Source organism: Microvirga lupini (assembly GCF_014191055.1).
GTDB classification, from domain to species: Bacteria; Pseudomonadota; Alphaproteobacteria; order Rhizobiales; family Beijerinckiaceae; genus Microvirga; species Microvirga lupini_A.
This window is the reverse complement of record NZ_JACHWB010000002.1, coordinates 461,615-478,097: the sequence shown is the minus strand read 5'-3', so window position 1 is coordinate 478,097 and position 16,483 is coordinate 461,615. Positions and strand designations below refer to the sequence as shown.

Genomic DNA, 16,483 nt, shown 5'->3' with positions numbered 1-16,483 from the left:
TGTCCATAAATTGTCCAGTCTAGCAATGTCACGATGGGATTGCGGCATTGCTGGGTCGATGGGCGAGGAGTCTCTGATAGACGAGACCGATGCCGATGAGAACAAGCCCGAGGCCAATAAATGACAGGGCGCGCATGACGCCCTCCAGATTGGCGAGATCCACGATGAACACCTTCAGCACCGCCAGCACCAGATAAGCCGCCGAAGCCAGCCGTGCAAAGCGGTTGTTGCGGGCAAGGCCTAAGCCCAGGAGCAGGATGCCCGTGACCAGCAGGGCCACCGAGTAGCTCCAATGCTCACCCTGGGTGAAGCCGCGCCATAAGCCAATCTTGGGCAGGAGGAACACTCGCCGGATCTCCAGCCCGACATAGGCGGAGAACAGGAGCAGGCTCAGGATCGCCGAGGACAGGCTGTAGAAGCGGGGGCGGGTGCCACGTTCGACCAAGGCCAGACCAGCAGCCAGAATGGATGGGAGCAGATAGGCCAGGATCAAAGCGTTAAGGATGAGTCCACCCAGGATCCAATCGTCCGTTCTCAGCGGGTTCTCGATGAGAAGAAGGCCTCCGGCGCAGAGCGCCAGAGAGGCGATCTTGAAGATCAGGGAGCCCCAGCGGTAGACCGGATCCCCGCGCCTGATGTCCAGGCGCGTCAGGAGAATCGCGAAGACGAGGCTCTCGGTTGCAACCAGTCCGACCTCGAGGAGATCGGTCGTGAGCGCCAGCGGATCTCCCGCCCGGAGGGCGTGGCGGATCTCGAAGAAGACCAGGAAGGTGGCAAAGACAATTCCCAGGCTCTCGGTCAGTTGCACGATCCTGTCGCGGCCGGATCGCTCCAACAAACGGCTCGCTGCCAGGAAGGCCACGGCCGGGACGCCGTAGCCCCAAAGCAGCCAGTTGAACAGGATCGGTCCGGGATCGCCGTCCACGATGGTCGGGTTGGCGATCAGTCGCCCCAGAACGATCAACCCGATTGCGCCGACGGCATAGCGCAGGGCCGTCAGAGCGGTTCGCTCGGAAACCCAGGCCGTGCCTAAGGCCGTCAGTGCGAAGGCGACCGTCAGCATCCCCTTGTCGAGGGCGAAGGTCAGGCCGAGGGCAAGCGCTGCCAGGGCTGCCGAGGCAGCGGCCCCGAGGCCAAGCCGGATCGGAGTGCTATCCGCGCCGTCCTGGCGGCTGAGCCAGCGGGTGGCGGCGATGAAGGCGAGGGCCAGTCCCCCGGCGATGAGAGCGAAGGACAGGCTCCGCTCCAGGGATGCCACCCGCCAATAGGCTGCCACGAGAGTCAGGAGTGGGCCGATGGTGGCGGCTCCCGCGTACCAAGCGGCGGTGGACAGGCGCAGGTCCGGCGAGCGCACCAGCCGGAGGAGGGCGGCGGCGGCGATGGCCGCGGGAGCGAGAAGTGCGAGGCCGAGATAGATTTCGAGCGCGTGCGGCCGCACCGCGAAGACATCGCCGCTCTGGTAGAGAAGATTTTCAGGCGCGCCGCCGAGATCGGCCCGGATGGGCCAAACCAGAAGGGCGCCGACGATGATCAGGGCCGCCCAGGCGGCAGCCGGGGCCGCCGGGGCGAAGCGGATGCCTGTTGCCAGCAGGAGGAACGCGATGGCGGCAACGAAGATCGCGCGCCCGTCGCCGGCCGCGACCGTGCCCGACACTGCGACAGCGGCAATCGTGAGGGCCAGAAGCACGACGCTGGCCGCCCGATCAATGGCGCTCTCGGCGTCGGCGATATGGCGATAGGGAAGGGCCGCCAGGAAGAGGGCAGCCAAGCCGGTCTGGATCACCAGATGCGCCATGGCCGGCAGGGCGTCCTGTGCGTCCAGGATGAAGATCAGGAGCGTCCAGATCAGCACGCCGGTTGCGGCCGCGAGCGCCAGCCAGCGCCACAGGCGCAGACGCGCGACTCCATAGGCGGGCAGCACCACGAAGGCGAGATAGATCACGAGCGCCCAGGGCTGCGGCTCGTCGGACGAGACGAGAAGCGGGCTGCCCATGGCGCCGAGCAGGCCGAGGGCGGCCAGGATGGGCCCGTGCAGGGTCGATGCGACCATGGTGAGAACCGCGATCAGGCCGAGGATCACGAAGGCGGCCGCCGGGCCGATCAGGCCGTAGAGCGCGTAGGCCGCATAGGCGGCCGCAAAGGCCCCGCAGGTTCCGGCCGCTGTCAGGATGCTGGGCACGTTCGCGCTGGGAACGCCCGGCAGGGCGATGCCGCTCTCCCGGCGCCGCAGCCATTCACCGGCTCCGATGAGGGCCAGGGCGAAGAGGCCGCCGAGGGCGATGCGGGTGGCGGGGCTCAGCAGGTTCTGTTCGATGGAATAGCGGACGAGAAAGATGCCCCCGAGGGCGAGCGCCACGCCGCCGACCCACACGGCCCAGCGGGAGCCGAGCGTCTCCTCGAGGCCGCGATCCGGAGGTGCCGGCTGCTGCGGCGTGACCGGGATGGTCGGGACGGAGCCCGCCGGTCGGGTCGTCTCGGCCTCAGGCTCCAGGGAGGCATCCGGTGCGGGAGCCTGTTCGGCAGGAGCCTCCGGGGTGGGGGCTGGAACCTGCCGGTCTGCCGTGGAGGCGGGTGGTTCCGCCTGCGGCCGGAGCAGTTGCAGTTCACTCTCCAGGGCCGCAATCCGTCCCTGCAGGAGCGTCAGCCTGCTGCGGGCCGAGAGTCCGAGAACCAGGCCCGCGATGGCGCAGACCGGAATACTGAGGGCCAGCAGGACGAGGAAAGGGATTTCCAAGGGGCGATCTCGGCTTCTGTGTCGGGCTGACCGTCCGACCCGGAATCGGCTAGCTGCCGCCAAGCTGTAACATGAAGGGCGTGCCCTCCATAGCCTCGGCCCCGCGCCCGATGCTCCGGATCGCATCCACCATCCTGCCGCGCCGGCCGAGAATGTCGTCGGCGAGCGCAACGAACCGCGCGTTCGGGGTTGCGCTGGGGGAGGCTTCGCGCAGGGCCGCCGCGATGGATGCCTCGTCCCGCTCCGGTGCCAGGGCGCAGGCCGCGATATAGGCCGCGGCCGTCGAGCGGCTGATCCCGGCCCAGCAATGGAGCACGAGGGGGCTTTCCCGTCCCCAGGCCCGGACGAAGGCGAGCAGTTTCTCCATGTGCTCGGCGCCCGCGAGCACATGGCCTTCGAGCGGCTCCACGATGTCGCTGACGCCGATGAAGAGATGATGCTCGGCCACGACGCGTGGCACCTCGGCGGTGACTCCCATGAGGCTCACCACGTGGCTGGCGCGGGTTTCCGCCACGGTGTCGTGCAGGCGGGAGAGGGGGCAGACGTGGAGGGTCGGCATGGATCTGGTTCCGGACGGGCGGGAAGCCTTACACGATTCGGTTTGCTATTGCCGTTGATACTAACCCTGGCCTCCTCACGATGAGGGCAGAGAGTTCGAGGGGCGAGGATCACTTCGCCAGCGCCGCCGTGACCTTCTCATGATAGCGCTCTTCGGCGGCCGCCACCGGCCAGGGCTCAAGAAGCGTCAGAACCGTGCGGGGCAGGGGCTCGGGCCGGCCGAAGATCTTGATCGCCTCCTCGCGGCCGAATCCTGCGAGATGCGTCGCCTCCAGGAAGGCGGCCTGTCGATCAGCCTGCTTGATGAAGCGCTTGAGAACGGCAGCCGGCTGGGCGGGCAGTCCGAAATGAAGATGGATCGCCCCGAGCAGGCCCGCCTCGATGGTCTTGTACGCGTCGCCGATCACTGCCTTGAAGGGCGAGATGATGTCCCCGATCACGTATTCCGGCGCATCGTGCAGCAGCACCGCAAGCCGCCACTCGCGTGACATGTCCGGATCGATGTGGCTCGCAATGGCCTCGACGAGCAGCGAATGCTGCGCGACGGAGAAAATGTGCCCGCCCACCGTCTGCCCGTTCCATCGTGCGACGCGGGCGAGCCCGTGGGCGATGTCGTCGAGCTCCACATCGAGCGGTGACGGATCGAGCAGGTTGAGGCGGCGGCCGGAGAGCATCCGCTGCCAGACGCGCGGTTCCTTGGCCATCAGAGATCCTTGGCCAGCGCCGCACATTCCGCATGGCGGTAGCAGCCGGTGAGGTGATCGTTCGTCATGCCCACCGCCTGCATGAACGCATAAACGATGGTGGGACCGACGAAGTTGAAGCCTTCCTTCTTCAGCGCCTTCGAGATCTTGCGCGAGACCTCGGTTTCGGTGGGCACGTCCTTGCGGGTTTTGAGCTTCGGCTGAACCGGCCGTCCGTCGACGAAATCCCAGAGAAATTTCGAAAAGCCGCCGCGCTCCTGGATGTCGAGCCACGCGCGGGCGCCGGCAACGGTTGCCTCGATCTTGGCGCGGTTGCGCACGATGCCCGTATCGAGCATCAGCGCCTCCACCTGCGCCTGATCGAACCGGGCGATCACGGCCGGGTCGAAGCCCGCAAAGGCGCGGCGGAAATTCTCGCGCTTGCGCAGGATCGTGATCCAGGACAGGCCTGCCTGGAATCCATCGAGAATGAGCTTCTCGAAGAGCGCCCGGTCTTCGAACTCAGGCACGCCCCATTCGGTGTCGTGGTACTCGACATAGAAGGGATCAGTGCCGGGCCACCAGCAGCGGGTCTTGTTGTCGGGATGCAGGATCAGTCCGTCGCTCATGCAGCCTGTGTAGCGGGAGTGCAGGGAAACGGGAAGATCCACACCTGACCAAACCTGTCAGGATGACGACAGCGGCTTCCGGAAATACACCACCCGCTCCGTCTCCTCGAAGCCCAGGGCCTTGTGCATGCTCTGTGACGCGGTGTTGTCGATGAGAACGTCGGAGGCGAATTCGCTGCAGCCGAGGTGTCTCGCCCAGCGCTCGACCGCCCGGCAAAGCAGCCGGGCGAGGCCCTTGCCGCGATGCTCCGGCTGCACGTAGATGCCTTCGAGAAAGGCCACCGGAGAGGTGGCGCAGCCATTCACGTAGTCGTGGCGCAAAGCCGCTTCCGCAAAGCCCGCCGGCGTGCCGTCCGGGAGGCGGACGAGAAGCGCGATGGCTTCCTTCTGCTCCCAGAGCATGGCCTGTGCCTCGGAGCGATGCTCTTCCTTTGGCCCCTCGGGCCAGAGTGCATGCCGCAGGGCCACCCATTCCTCGAGCGTCTGCAGGATGCAGGGCTCGACGCGCGGTTCAAGATTGTCGGCCACCTGGCAAGGCTCCCCGCGCATCGACCAGATCCGCCATGTGCCGCGAGGCATCGTCCTGCGCGAGCCGCAGGCCCTCGGCCACACCCAGACGGTCGGCTTCCGACCGGTTCTGGCTCACCTTCCACTTGCCCTCGATCCGGGTGATCTCGATCTCGATGCCGACGATTCCCTTGAGCTGCGCCGCCACGAAGGGAGCTGGCGCGTCGCCCACATTCCAGGGCTCGGGCCGGGCAGCTTCCTGCACGTCCGTCATGGCCGTGATCTGCCGGAGAAGCCAATCCGGATCGTCGATGACGCGCATGCGGCCATGGGCCTGCACGATGGCGTAGTTCCAGGTCGGCACGACCTTGCCGTGCTCGCGCTTGGCCGCATACCAGGACGGGGTGATGTAGGTCTCCGGTCCCTGGAAGACGACGAGGGCCTCCAGGTCGGGCTTGAAATCCTGCCATTGGCCGTTCGCCCGCGACAGATGGGCCTTGAGGGTTCCGAGCGGCGAGGCGGAGGCGTCGAGCACGAAGGGAATGGGATTGGCCACGAGCCCCGCGCCGCCCAGGGTCACCAGAAGCCCAAGCGGATGGGCCCTGATCAGGGCATGCTGAACCTCAAGATTGTCCTCGCGAAAGTGGGGTGGCTGATACATGGCATTCCCGGGTCGATTCTGCCGGGATGCTAGCGGGAAGCCTTAAGGCGCACCAATCAAAATTGCCGATGCCGTCCATCACGTAGGGCGATGGCCATCACGCTCAGGAGCGGAGCGCCCGCAGCTTGTCGGCAAGCTCCGTCCAGCGATAGGGCTTGCTGATGAAGGAGACACCCACGCCGAGGCCCTCGGTCGGCAGGGCCGACATGGGATAGCCCGAGGCCAGCAGGATCTTGAGGTGAGGGCGCATCTCGTGCGCCTTGCGGGAGAGTTCGACGCCGTTCATGCCGTTGGGCATGATCACGTCGCTGAACATCACGTCGATCGCGGCATCGCTTCCCAGAACCGCAATCGCTTCCCTGGCATCGGTGGCGGTCAGCACGTCGTAACCGAGACTGTCGAAGATGTCGCTCGCCACTTCCAGCACGGCGGGCTCGTCCTCGACGATCAGCACGGTGCCGGCGCTGTCCTGGATCGGACGCTCCGTCCCATCCTCGTCTTCCACGGCCTCTTCTCCGTTATCCTGGGCTGGCAGCAGCATGGTGATTGTGGTGCCCTGTCCCGGGGTGCTGTCGACCTTGATGTGACCGCCCGACTGCGTCACGAAGCCATAGACTTGGCTTAAGCCTAAGCCCGTTCCCTTGCCGATCTCCTTGGTGGTGAAGAAGGGCTCGAAGACGCGGTCGAGAATCTCGGGCGCCATGCCTGAGCCCGTATCTGCCACCGTCACAGAGACATAGGGGCCGGGCTTCAGCTCAGCGATGGTCTGCCCGTTCTCGCCCAAGGTCACGTTGCCGGTCGTGATCCTCAGCGATCCGCCCTCCGGCATGGCATCGCGGGCATTGACGATGAGGTTGAGGAGGGCCGCCTCGAATTGCGGCCCGTCCACCGAGATCGACCGAACCCGTGGGGCGAGCGCCAGCTGCAGCTTGACCAGTTCACCGCAGGCCCGGCGCAGGATGGCCTCGAAGCCCCCGATCAGGGTGTTCGGATTGTGCAGGGCCGGCTGAAGCGGCTGACGGCGGGAAAAGGCCAGCAATTGCTGCGTCAGCTTCGCGCCCCGTTCGGCGGCGCGCTGGGCGCTCTCGATCAGCCGCATGTCGCGGGCATCGCGGGTGTTGCGGGTGAGAAGATCCAGGCTGTTGACGATGATCGTCAGCAGGTTGTTGAAGTCATGCGCGACGCCGCCCGTGAGCTGCCCCACGGCCTCCATCTTCTGCGCCTGGAAGAGGGCGGCCTGCGCCTGGGCCAGGGCTTCCTGGGCCTGCCGGCGCTCGGTGATGTCGCGGGTGATCTTGGCAAAGCCGATGATCTCGCCGAGGTCGTTGCGAATGGAATCGATGACCACGCTCGCCCAGAAGCGCGTGCCATCCTTGCGCAGGCGCCAGCCCTCGGCCTCGAACTTGCCCTCGCGGGCCGCCGTCTCCAGCGCGCGCCGGGGAAGCTCCGTGGCCTTGTCCTCAGGGGTGTAGAACTCTGAGAAATGTTTGCCGACGATCTCGTCCTGGGAATAGCCCTTGATGCGCTCGGCGCCTGCATTCCAGTTGGTTACATGGCCCTGCCGGTCGAGCATGTAGATCGCATAATCGGTAACGCCATGAACCAGCAGGCGGAAGCGCTCCTCGCTCTCCTTCAGGGCTTCCTGCGCCCGTTTCCGCTCGGTCAGGTCGCGGGTAATCTTGGCAAAGCCGATCAGGTCGCCGCGGGAGTCGCGGATCGGGTCGATGACCACATGAGCCCAGAAGCGCGTGCCATCCTTGCGCAGGCGCCAGCCCTCGGCCTCGAACTTGCCCTCGCGGGCCGCCGTCTCCAGTGCCCGCCGGGGCAGCTCCGTGGCCTTGTCCTCGTCCGTGTAAAATCGCGAAAAATGTTCGCCGAGAATTTCGTCCTGCGTATATCCCTTGAAGCGCTGCGCGCCTGCATTCCAGCTGGAGACGATGCCCGTGGGGTCGAGCATGTAGATCGCATAGTCGGTGACCGCATCGACGAGAAGCTGAAAGCGCCCTTCGTGTGGCGCCGGCCCGACACTTTGCAATACATTCATCAAGTTTCCCCAGCACACCCAGGCCGGCTCTTGGGTCAGGCCGTTCCCAGGTCGATTAGTCGTAACGTTTCCGTGAGGATTTCGTTCCGCCGCAAGCTTGGCTTTTTGCCGGTTCAGGACGCAGGGCCTTGCTCGCCGGGGAACGCAAACCTGATCCAGAAGGGCTTTTCAAGCTGCACCGGAATGCCGCCGGCCCGGATCGTCTCCCCGGCTTTGAGGGCATCTTCCGTGCGGTCGAGGCGGATCATCACGAGCCCACGCCCCTCGGCGCCTGTGCCGGTCTTGCCGAGCGCCTTGTCGCCCGCCGTCACCTCGACGCCCGTCTCGGCCGCAAAACCGCCCTCGTAAACGGCCGGCACGATGCGGGTGCGGGCCGTGCCGCGATGCTGCATGCGGGAGACCACCTCCTGGCCGACGTAGCAGCCCTTATCGAAGTCGACCCCCTGGAGCTGATCCATCAGGGCCTCGTGCGGGAAGGCGTCCCCGAACAGGAAATCGCGCCCGCCCTCCGGCACGCCGAGCGCAATGCGGTGCGCGTGATAGGTCTCGGCCGGGTCGTTGGCGAATTCCGCCACGTCCTGCGCCGCGACGATGCCGCGCCAGCCCAAAGCAGGCACCCGCGGATCCTCAACGACGAGCCCCGCCTCGTCATCGGGCCGTGGCGCATCCCAGCCGGCGATGACGGAGAGCGAATCGGACAGGTCCTCGACCGCCACCTTCGCCCGCAGCTTGTAAAAGCCGAGGCGCTTGGCGAGGTCGGGTGCGTAGACCTTGAGCACGTCGAGATAATAGGCGCCGCCGATCTCCTCCGGCGCCTGGAAAACCAGGAAGTCGAACAGGATCTTGCCCTGCGGCGTCAGCAGGGCGCCGAAGCGCGCGGCCTCGGGCGAGACCCGGTCCAGGTCGCAGGTGATGAGGTTGTCGAGAAAAGTCTTGGCGTCCTCGCCCGAAACCCTTACCACGCCCCGGTCGGCCAGATGGACTGACGGCATGTGCCCCGCTCCAGTTGTTCCTGATCGAGCTTTGACATATGCCCCTTCCGCAGCGGCCTCAAGGGATGAGATTGCCATGCCCCAGACCTTCGACCTGATCCTCAAAGGCGGCATCGTGGTGAACCACGACGGACGCGTGGAACGCGACATCGGCGTGCGCGGCGGAAAGATCGCGGCCATCGGCGACCTGTCGCAAGCCTCCGCCGCGCGGGAGATCGAGTGCCGGGGCCTGCACATCCTGCCGGGCGTGATCGACACCCAGGTGCATTTCCGCGAGCCGGGCCTCGACCACAAGGAAGATCTCGAATCGGGCTCCTGCGCGGCCGTGATGGGCGGCGTCACGGCGGTGTTCGAGATGCCCAACACCGATCCGCAGACCACGACGCGGGACGCTCTCGCGGACAAGGTGCGGCGCGGCCATCACCGCATGCATTGCGACTTCGCCTTCTGGGTCGGCGGCACGCACGAGAACGCGGCCGATGTGCCGGAGTTGGAGCGCCTGCCGGGCGCCGCCGGCATCAAGGTGTTCATGGGCTCGTCCACCGGCTCGCTCCTCGTCGAGGATGACGCGGGCATCGCCAATATCCTGCGCCGCACGCGTCGCCGCGCCGCCTTCCATTCCGAGGACGAGGCGATGCTGCGAGAACGCAAGAATCTGCGCGTCGAGGGGGACCCGCGCTCGCATCCCGTGTGGCGCTCGGCCGAAGTGGCTCTCGCCTGCACGCAGCGCCTCGTGCGCATTTCGCGCGAGACCGGCGCGCGCATCCACGTGCTCCACATCACCACGGCGGAAGAGATGGCGCTCCTCAAGGAGCACAAGGATCTCGTGTCGGTGGAGGTCACGCCGCATCACCTGACGCTGGTGGGGCCGGAGGATTACGAGCGCCTCGGCACCTATATCCAGATGAATCCGCCCGTGCGCGACGAACTCCACCGCGCCGCGCTGTGGCAGGGACTGGACGAGGGCGTCGCCGACATCCTCGGCTCCGACCATGCGCCGCATACGCGCGAGGAGAAGGACAAGACCTATCCCAACACGCCCTCCGGCATGACCGGCGTGCAGACGCTGGTGCCGATCATGCTCGACCACGTGAATGCGAGCCGCCTCACGCTCGAGCGCTTCGTCGACATGACGAGCGCCGGCCCCAAGCGCCTGTTCGGCATCGCCGGCAAGGGTCGCATCGCCGTCGGGTACGATGCGGATTTCACTGTGGTCGATTTGAAGCGCACCGAGACGATCACCAACGACTGGATTGCATCCAAATCGCAGTGGACGCCCTACGACGGCAAGAAGGTCACGGGCTGGCCCGTAGGCACCGTGGTGCGCGGCTATGTGGTGATGTGGGACGGCGCGCTTGAGACGCCTTCGCAGGGCGAGGTGGTGCGGTTCGAGGAGACGTTGGCGAGATGAGAGCTGTAGAGTTTCGAGGGCGTCGTTATAGCCTCTGGGTTTGCAGCGATGTCATTGAAGATGGCGTGTACCTGAAGTTCAGGATATAATTGAAGAACCGCACGTAGCTGTAACCGACGTTTTCTATTCAGATCAAAGTCACGATATGGTCTTCAGCGCCTATCGAAGAAATCTTCCGATTGAGCTTGTGGAGTGGCTGATTCAAGAGGCGAAAGAAGATCTTCCATCGAGAGGCTGGAAAGATCGAGGCGCCACCACAGCCTCATCCTGAGGAGGATTGCGGCGCAATCCGTCTCGAAGGACGAGGCGTCTCAAGAGACCACTGGACCATCCTTCGAGACGCCTGCTCCGCATGCTCCTCAGGATGAGGTTGAGTTTGTAATGTTTGGATGTCTAAGTCTGGTCCGCTTCACCTGTCGCCTTGAGATCTGAGCGACGGCTTTTCGACAGGCTATGAAGAGCGTCGAAATCGCCTCTGATCAACGCTTCTTTCTTGGCTCTCGACCATCCTTTGACCCGTCTCTCGTAGGCAATCGCATCGGTGATGCTGCCGAACTGGATTGAGTAGACGAGAGCAACGGGCCGTCGCTTCGCCGTATAGCCGCCAAAGATGCCTTGGTTGTGCTGACTGACGCGCGTTTCCAGATCCTCCGACCGGCTCGTGCCGGTGTAGTAGCTGCCGTCGGCACAGCGCAGGATATAGAACCAGCAGCCATTCATTGCAGCACCTAGGCGATATACAATGTAGCCTCATCCTGAGGAGCAGACGTAGTCTGCGTCTCGAAGGGTGAGGTTAGGGGAGTAGCAGATCCCTCAATGCTTCAGCGACATCGCCATCGAGAACGCGCCCGTGCGGATCTTGTCCGGCAGGGTGGCGGCATATTCCGCAACGGCCTCCTCGCCATAGGTGGCGACCAGCTCGGTGAAGGCTGCGAAGAGGGCAGCCTGGGCCATGCAGTCGCCGTCGAGCCCGTCGAGCTCGGCCTCGGCGAAGGCCTCGGTCACATAGCTCAGGGCCGCCTGCTTGAGGGCGCTGAGGTCGTGCGATTCGTCGAGAAGGACGTCGTTATCGTTCATGATCCAGGCCCCTTGAGGGGCAGCGCGCGAGTTCGGTTGAATCATTTCTAGACGTCGCGCCGACCCGCCGCCAGCATCACCTTGCAAGGAGGTTAACGCGAGGGGCAATCGGCCGAAAAATGTGGATAAGAGGCGCTAATGCAACACCTCCGGTCGGACAGCATGCCTCCCGGTCACCCGCCGTAGCGTCCGGTGATGTTGCGGGCGAGCAGCTCGCCCTCGGCCAGGAAGCGCACCGAGGCTTCCTGCGCGGAAGGGGTGCAGGCCCGATAGGTGAGGGCATAGGCCTGATAGCCCTTGTTGTAGGCGCCCGCGAGCCGCTCCTTGCGGCCCGGCGTGGTGCCTTCCGCCTCGAGCAGAATCTGCATGCGCCGGCTCCATTCGGAGGCGTCGGGTGCGCTGCAGAGGGGGCGCAGCATGGCCAGCGACCCCATGATCTCGGCGAGCCGCAGCAATTCCTTCTCGTAGGGCGCGGGCGGCGGCTCGACCGCAGGCGCGGGCTCCGCCTGCTGCTGCGGCGGCTGCTGTTGCTGTTGCGGTTGGGCGGCCGGACGCTGCGGCTGCGGTCGCCGTGGCTGCGGCGCAGGCTGCGGCCGGAACTGCTGCTGAGGGAGCGGCTGCGGCAGGGGGCGATAGCCCGGCTGCTGCGGCTGCTGGCCTGCCGGAGGTCCGAACAGGCGCTCGAAGAAGCCCTGAGCCGAAGCCGGAGCGGGCAAAGCCAGCAGTATCGCGGGAACGGCGAGGATCAGGCCCAGGCGTTTCACGCCCCGCGATCCTCGCGTGCGATCCGGAACACCTGCTCCAGAATCCCGGCCAGTCCTGCCGTCAGCGGCAGATCGACGATGTCCCGTTCCGTGACCCAACGGATTTCCTTTGCTTCCGGACCTGTCTGGGGTTCGCCCGAAGCCCAGCGGGCCGCATGGGCGGCGATGACGACATGATGCCTTATATGGCCTTTCTCGTCCCTTTCAATGAATTCCACCGGGGCGATCAGGCCGATAAGCTTGGCCTCAACCCCCACTTCCTCGCGAAGTTCCCGCAAGGCCGCCTCGGCGAGCGTCTCGCCCACCTCCACCATGCCTCCGGGCAAGGAGAACAACCCCTCGCTCGGCGGCTTGCCCCTGGCGGCGAGCAGGATGCGCCTGTCGCGGATCACCGCCACCGAGGCGGCGAGAACGGGGCGGGCGGGGTAGAAGCGGTCGCTGGTCATGAAGGCCTGTCCTCGGCCGCGACATAGCGGGCCCGCGGGCGGATGAGGGTCGCCTGGCCGCGCTGCTCGATGGCGTGAGCGAGCCACCCGGCCGTGCGCCCGATGGCAAAGAGCGTAAAGGCAGCGCCCAGAGGCAGTCCATAGGCTCGCTCCACCATGACAAGCGCCACGTCCAGGCTGGGCGACCCGCCTGAGGAATCCGCGATGACCCGCAGGGTCGTGGCATCGGAGGCGAGCAGCGGCACGTTTTCCAAAAGGACCCGGCCCCGGGGATCGCCCTCGGGATAGAGGCGATGGCGGAAGCCGGGCGAGGGTGCCGTGCCGGGGGCATCCAGAAAGGCGCGGACCCGCTCGGTCATGCCCCCGTGATAGGGGCCGCTCAGGGCCGCGAGACCCGCGATGACCGCATGGCGCAGGGATGCGCCGGTGGAAGCGGTCACCCGCACGGCGAAGGCCGAGGAGCTGAGTTCGTGATCGGCGCAGAGAACCAGCGCGCGCCGGATCGCCTCGGCAGCCTGCGGCGGGGCTTTCCAGGCCAAGGCCAGGTGCCGGTGGATCGGCTCAACGCCAGGATCGGCACCGCTTGCGGCAGCCGCCGTCAGACGCAGGATCGCGGCCACCTCCGCCGCACGGGTCTCCTTGGGAGAGGGTTCGGACAGAAGGCGGATCGCCTGCCCCACGAAGGCATGCGGCCCGAAGGCAGGGCCGGGCAGGGAAAGCGGCATGCGGGAGGGGCGGGTGAACGTCTCCCGGTCGAGGGCTCCGATCAGGAGATGTGCCACGTCCTCGAGGGTGGCGGTCTGCGAGAGGGCGACGGCATCCTGTCCGCGATAGAAGAGGCGCCCGTCCCTGATCTGGGTGATGCTCGTCTCCAGCACCGGCAGGCCCCAGTCGAGGGCGGTTGCGGCCGCGACGGTTGGCCGGCGAAAGCGGGCCTTGCGCTCCACCAGGGCCTCCACGTCGTCCAGGGCGTAGAGGCGCTGGCGCGGATCGTGCGGCGAGGCGTAGGAGCGGATCAGGCCGCGGCTCACATAGGCGTAGAGGCTCGCCCGGCTGACGCCGAGGCGGGACGAGGCCTCTGCGGCGGAAGTCAGATCAAGTGATGGCGCATCCATATGTTGATATGTTGATTCAAGATTGACCCTTCCGCAAGATCGGCGCGAAGCTCTCCTCAACACAGGAGAACATTCATGACCATCGGACTGGACGACGTGGTGGCGGCCGAGACGGCGTTGAGCCATGTGGACGGCGAAGCGGGCCGCCTGATCATCGCCGGGCACGACCTGGAGGAGCTCGCCGGTCGGGTGAGCTTCGAGGACGTGACGGCGATGCTCTGGGAGGGCCTTGTCCCGCACGCCGCTTCCGACCCGAAGGCTCTCCTGAGCGAAGCCCGGCAGAGGGCTTACAGGTATCTCGCTCCGCTCAGCCCCCGGCTTGCCGGCCTCACGCCGGTGGAGGGCATGCGGCTGCTGCTGGCGAGCCTGCCCGATGCGGACGAGGATCACCCCTCTCTCGCCGTCGGGGCGGCGGGCATTGCGGCCGCCATGGCCGTGCGGGGCGCGCAAGGCCTCGCGCCGGTCGCGCCCGATTCCCTACTGGGTCACGCCGAGGACACCTTACGCATGATGCGCGATGCGCCGGTCTCAGGCGACGAGGCGAAGGGCCTCGACACCTACCTCGTGACGGTGATCGACCACGGACTCAACGCCTCCACCTTCACGGCCCGCGTGGTCGCCTCGACCCAGGCCGGCATCCTGTCCTCAGTCGTGGCGGGGCTCTGTGCTCTCAAGGGGCCGCTCCATGGCGGGGCGCCGGGACCCGTGCTCGACATGCTGGATGACATCGGCACGGTCGACAATGCGGAGGCCTGGCTCGACGATGCCATCGCCCGGGGCGAACGCCTCATGGGCTTCGGCCACCGCATCTATAAGGTGCGCGACCCACGGGCGGATGTGCTGAAGACCGCAGTCGGACGCCTGAAAGGCAAGAGCAACCGCATCGCCTTCGCCGAGGCCGTCGAGGCCACGGCCCTGAAGGTTCTGGAGCGCCGCAAGCCGGGGCGCCGCCTCGACACCAATGTGGAGTTCTACACCGCCGTCCTGCTCGATGCGCTGGGCGTTCCCCGCGATGGCTTCACGCCGCTCTTTGCCGCCGGCCGCGCGGCGGGCTGGGTGGCCCACGCTATCGAGCAGACCCGCACGGGCCGCATCATCCGGCCGCAATCGCGCTATGTGGGGGCCTGGCCCGCGCAGGCGGCGTAATGCCTTCGTCCTGTCCCTGTCTCACGCGGGAGGCGGTCCGACGAACTCAAGACCGTAGCGGCCTGCAATCTCCACGATCTGAGGCATATCCCGCGACGGGTGGAGACCGAGCCGCTCGACCTCGATGAAGAAGCCGTCGCCATCGCCAGGGGTCAAGGTGATCAGCAGTTGCCCCTCGCTGGAGCCGATATTCTTGAAGGTGTGCGGAGCGCCTTTGGGGATCAGGACGGTGTCGCCGTCCGTCAGGTCCTGAGCCTCTCCCGCGCACCAGAAGCGGAATTGACCGGCGAGAACGCGGAACAGCTCCTGCTCCCTGTGATGCACATGCATCGGCGGACCGGCCCCGGCCGGGACCTTTTCGATCCAATGGGAAAAGGCGCCGTTCACCTCATCGGAGCGAACCAGGAAGGTGCGGGGCAGATCGAAGGCCTGATTGCCGGTGCCTTCGCCAGCCCGCCGGACGAGTGCCCTGTCTCGCGAATCCTGATCCATCATCCCGCCTTTTGATTCTCATGGCGTCTGAAACCGACTACGCGACGCTAACACGCGGGCTTGGCGATTTGAGAGGGCAATTCCGGGCGATGGCAGGCCGGTGGGCTCGGAGATGGCAGTACTGACGCGGGAGGAGGTTATGCTCGGCTCACTGCATTCGCGACGATCCTGTCACCCGCAGCTCTACGTTGTTCCTTGGTGAGCCCTGCTAGTTTTCCTGTAAATTCAAGGCGCGCATGCAGGGCGGCGGCTGGAGGAATCAGATTCAGATTCACCCAGTTTGTAAGCAGGAGGTCCAGGTTGATATATTTAAAAGTCACAAACTCTGGATGACTTGTCGGCATGCTACGCGTTGTCGAAAAGTGATTGATCTCTTTGATGATAACTTTGCGCGTTTCATCATCGAGATCGGCGAACAACAGGTTTGGATATACATCTGCCACAAGCATTGTTGCACAGTGTTCCGGACTCAAGCCTTCTTTTCGCCACTCAGTAAAAAGCGTTTCGAGCTTCGGAATTGCCGCTGCGACTTTCAAGGCAAAACCCCGTTCGGCTGTGAGTTGATCGATCGCAGAGTTGGCTTTCTTCAGAAAATTTTTGTTTCGAAACCGATCGAATATCACTTCGTCACCTACCCCTTTGGGTTTCAGGGCAATACGCCCGCGCCCGGCCTATAGCAAAGGATTGCCACTGGAAAGAGACGATCCCTCCGAGGTTTCAGGAGAGGCAGTGTCGCGGGAGGAGGTCATGCTGCCTTTGTGATCGGGAAGGCGAGTACCTGCGCGGGTTCGGGACTCTTCAGAGCCTGCAGCACCTCAAGAACCCTCATAGGCGCCAGTGGTGGGATGAAAACCGCGTTGGCAGACGGCTTCTCTGCCGGATCGAGATCCGAGAGCAGAAGCACAGGCCGGTTGGGGTGATGCTCGTGGTACTCGTCAGCGAGGATCCATCCGCAAACCAGGCCTGGAAGGCTGACCTTGCTCACGAGCCAATCGATCTCTTCGCCGAGGTGGCAGAGGATCAGCAAAGCCCGATCTCCTGCCGGGACAGCGATGACATCAAAGCCACCGGCACAAAGCAGTTGAGTCAGTAGTTCGCGGGTGAGCGCATCATCTTCGACAACAAGGACACTGACCTTGGACCGGGAAGCGGAGACCATTCTGGTTTCCTCCAGATGATGCCCGATTCTCCGCCTGATTGGATTAACGGCGGCTTAATCGAGGG

Annotated in this window: 18 protein-coding genes; 2 read left to right on the top strand and 16 right to left on the bottom strand. The window is 65.4% G+C overall.

All coding sequences use genetic code 11. From position 1 onward, the window contains the following. Nucleotides 1–28 precede the first annotated feature (28 nt). The 8 genes from FHR70_RS09355 to ygfZ all read right to left on the bottom strand — a co-directional run bounded on the left by FHR70_RS09355 (nucleotide 29) and on the right by ygfZ (nucleotide 8,808). Nucleotides 29–2,734 (bottom strand): DUF2339 domain-containing protein, encoded by a 2,706-nt coding sequence (locus FHR70_RS09355; protein ID WP_183449407.1) that lies wholly within the window; start codon nucleotides 2,732–2,734, stop codon nucleotides 29–31. Nucleotides 2,735–2,783: 49 nt separating this feature from the next. Continuing rightward, complete coding sequence (locus FHR70_RS09350) at nucleotides 2,784–3,293, bottom strand: tyrosine phosphatase family protein (protein ID WP_183449405.1); 510 nt, start codon at nucleotides 3,291–3,293, stop codon at nucleotides 2,784–2,786. A gap of 109 nt (nucleotides 3,294–3,402) precedes the next feature. Next, the gene (locus FHR70_RS09345; protein WP_183449403.1) at nucleotides 3,403–3,996 is read right to left on the bottom strand and encodes a YfbR-like 5'-deoxynucleotidase; all 594 of its coding nucleotides are present in this window, start codon (nucleotides 3,994–3,996) and stop codon (nucleotides 3,403–3,405) included. After that, on the bottom strand, nucleotides 3,996–4,604 hold the full coding sequence (locus FHR70_RS09340; RefSeq protein WP_183449401.1) for a DNA-3-methyladenine glycosylase I: 609 nt from the start codon (nucleotides 4,602–4,604) through the stop codon (nucleotides 3,996–3,998). Before FHR70_RS09340 ends, FHR70_RS09345 begins: the two co-directional genes overlap by 1 nt. Before the next feature lie 57 nt (nucleotides 4,605–4,661). Beyond that, entirely contained in the window at nucleotides 4,662–5,132 is a 471-nt protein-coding gene (aac(6'), locus tag FHR70_RS09335; RefSeq protein ID WP_425487853.1) for an aminoglycoside 6'-N-acetyltransferase, read from the bottom strand. Further along, the gene (locus FHR70_RS09330; protein WP_183449398.1) at nucleotides 5,116–5,772 is read right to left on the bottom strand and encodes an FMN-binding negative transcriptional regulator; all 657 of its coding nucleotides are present in this window, start codon (nucleotides 5,770–5,772) and stop codon (nucleotides 5,116–5,118) included. The genes aac(6') and FHR70_RS09330 overlap by 17 nt, the downstream gene beginning before the upstream one ends. A 103-nt stretch (nucleotides 5,773–5,875) precedes the next feature. After that, nucleotides 5,876–7,816, bottom strand: a complete 1,941-nt coding sequence (locus FHR70_RS09325) for a hybrid sensor histidine kinase/response regulator (protein ID WP_183449396.1) — start codon at nucleotides 7,814–7,816, stop codon at nucleotides 5,876–5,878. 113 nt (nucleotides 7,817–7,929) lie between these two features. Next, the gene (gene ygfZ, locus FHR70_RS09320; RefSeq protein WP_246407986.1) at nucleotides 7,930–8,808 is read right to left on the bottom strand and encodes a CAF17-like 4Fe-4S cluster assembly/insertion protein YgfZ; all 879 of its coding nucleotides are present in this window, start codon (nucleotides 8,806–8,808) and stop codon (nucleotides 7,930–7,932) included. Between the two features lie 76 nt (nucleotides 8,809–8,884). Here ygfZ and FHR70_RS09315 point away from each other — a divergent pair, with 76 nt between their 5' ends. Then, a complete protein-coding gene (locus FHR70_RS09315) occupies nucleotides 8,885–10,219 on the top strand; it encodes a dihydroorotase (protein WP_183449392.1) in 1,335 nt (444 codons plus the stop codon). 393 nt (nucleotides 10,220–10,612) lie between these two features. Here the strand turns inward: FHR70_RS09315 and FHR70_RS09310 are convergent, their stop codons facing one another. The 5 genes from FHR70_RS09310 to FHR70_RS09290 form a co-directional block, all read right to left on the bottom strand. Beyond that, nucleotides 10,613–10,939 carry a GIY-YIG nuclease family protein gene (locus tag FHR70_RS09310; protein ID WP_183449390.1) on the bottom strand — a complete coding sequence of 109 codons (327 nt, stop codon included), beginning with the start codon at nucleotides 10,937–10,939 and terminating at the stop codon, nucleotides 10,613–10,615. 93 nt (nucleotides 10,940–11,032) lie between these two features. Continuing rightward, on the bottom strand, nucleotides 11,033–11,296 hold the full coding sequence (locus FHR70_RS09305; protein ID WP_183449388.1) for a hypothetical protein: 264 nt from the start codon (nucleotides 11,294–11,296) through the stop codon (nucleotides 11,033–11,035). Between the two features lie 173 nt (nucleotides 11,297–11,469). Beyond that, nucleotides 11,470–12,060 carry a TIGR02301 family protein gene (locus FHR70_RS09300; protein ID WP_343058766.1) on the bottom strand — a complete coding sequence of 197 codons (591 nt, stop codon included), beginning with the start codon at nucleotides 12,058–12,060 and terminating at the stop codon, nucleotides 11,470–11,472. Further along, nucleotides 12,057–12,506: an NUDIX hydrolase gene (locus FHR70_RS09295; protein WP_183449386.1), complete on the bottom strand. Its 450-nt coding sequence runs from the start codon at nucleotides 12,504–12,506 to the stop codon at nucleotides 12,057–12,059. Before FHR70_RS09295 ends, FHR70_RS09300 begins: the two co-directional genes overlap by 4 nt. Continuing rightward, complete coding sequence (locus FHR70_RS09290; protein WP_183449384.1) at nucleotides 12,503–13,621, bottom strand: citrate synthase family protein; 1,119 nt, start codon at nucleotides 13,619–13,621, stop codon at nucleotides 12,503–12,505. Before FHR70_RS09290 ends, FHR70_RS09295 begins: the two co-directional genes overlap by 4 nt. A gap of 75 nt (nucleotides 13,622–13,696) precedes the next feature. Between FHR70_RS09290 and FHR70_RS09285 the strand changes: the two genes are divergently transcribed. Further along, the gene (locus FHR70_RS09285) at nucleotides 13,697–14,767 is read left to right on the top strand and encodes a citrate synthase/methylcitrate synthase (RefSeq protein WP_183449382.1); all 1,071 of its coding nucleotides are present in this window, start codon (nucleotides 13,697–13,699) and stop codon (nucleotides 14,765–14,767) included. Nucleotides 14,768–14,788: 21 nt separating this feature from the next. Here FHR70_RS09285 and FHR70_RS09280 read toward each other — a convergent pair whose 3' ends face one another. From FHR70_RS09280 to FHR70_RS09270, 3 genes are all read right to left on the bottom strand, one after another. Continuing rightward, on the bottom strand, nucleotides 14,789–15,259 hold the full coding sequence (locus FHR70_RS09280; protein ID WP_210277554.1) for a cupin domain-containing protein: 471 nt from the start codon (nucleotides 15,257–15,259) through the stop codon (nucleotides 14,789–14,791). A 137-nt stretch (nucleotides 15,260–15,396) separates the two neighbouring features. Then, nucleotides 15,397–15,882 (bottom strand): hypothetical protein, encoded by a 486-nt coding sequence (locus tag FHR70_RS09275; RefSeq protein ID WP_183449379.1) that lies wholly within the window; start codon nucleotides 15,880–15,882, stop codon nucleotides 15,397–15,399. A 122-nt stretch (nucleotides 15,883–16,004) separates the two neighbouring features. Then, nucleotides 16,005–16,418 carry a response regulator gene (locus FHR70_RS09270; RefSeq protein WP_183449377.1) on the bottom strand — a complete coding sequence of 138 codons (414 nt, stop codon included), beginning with the start codon at nucleotides 16,416–16,418 and terminating at the stop codon, nucleotides 16,005–16,007. Nucleotides 16,419–16,483: the final 65 nt, after the last annotated feature.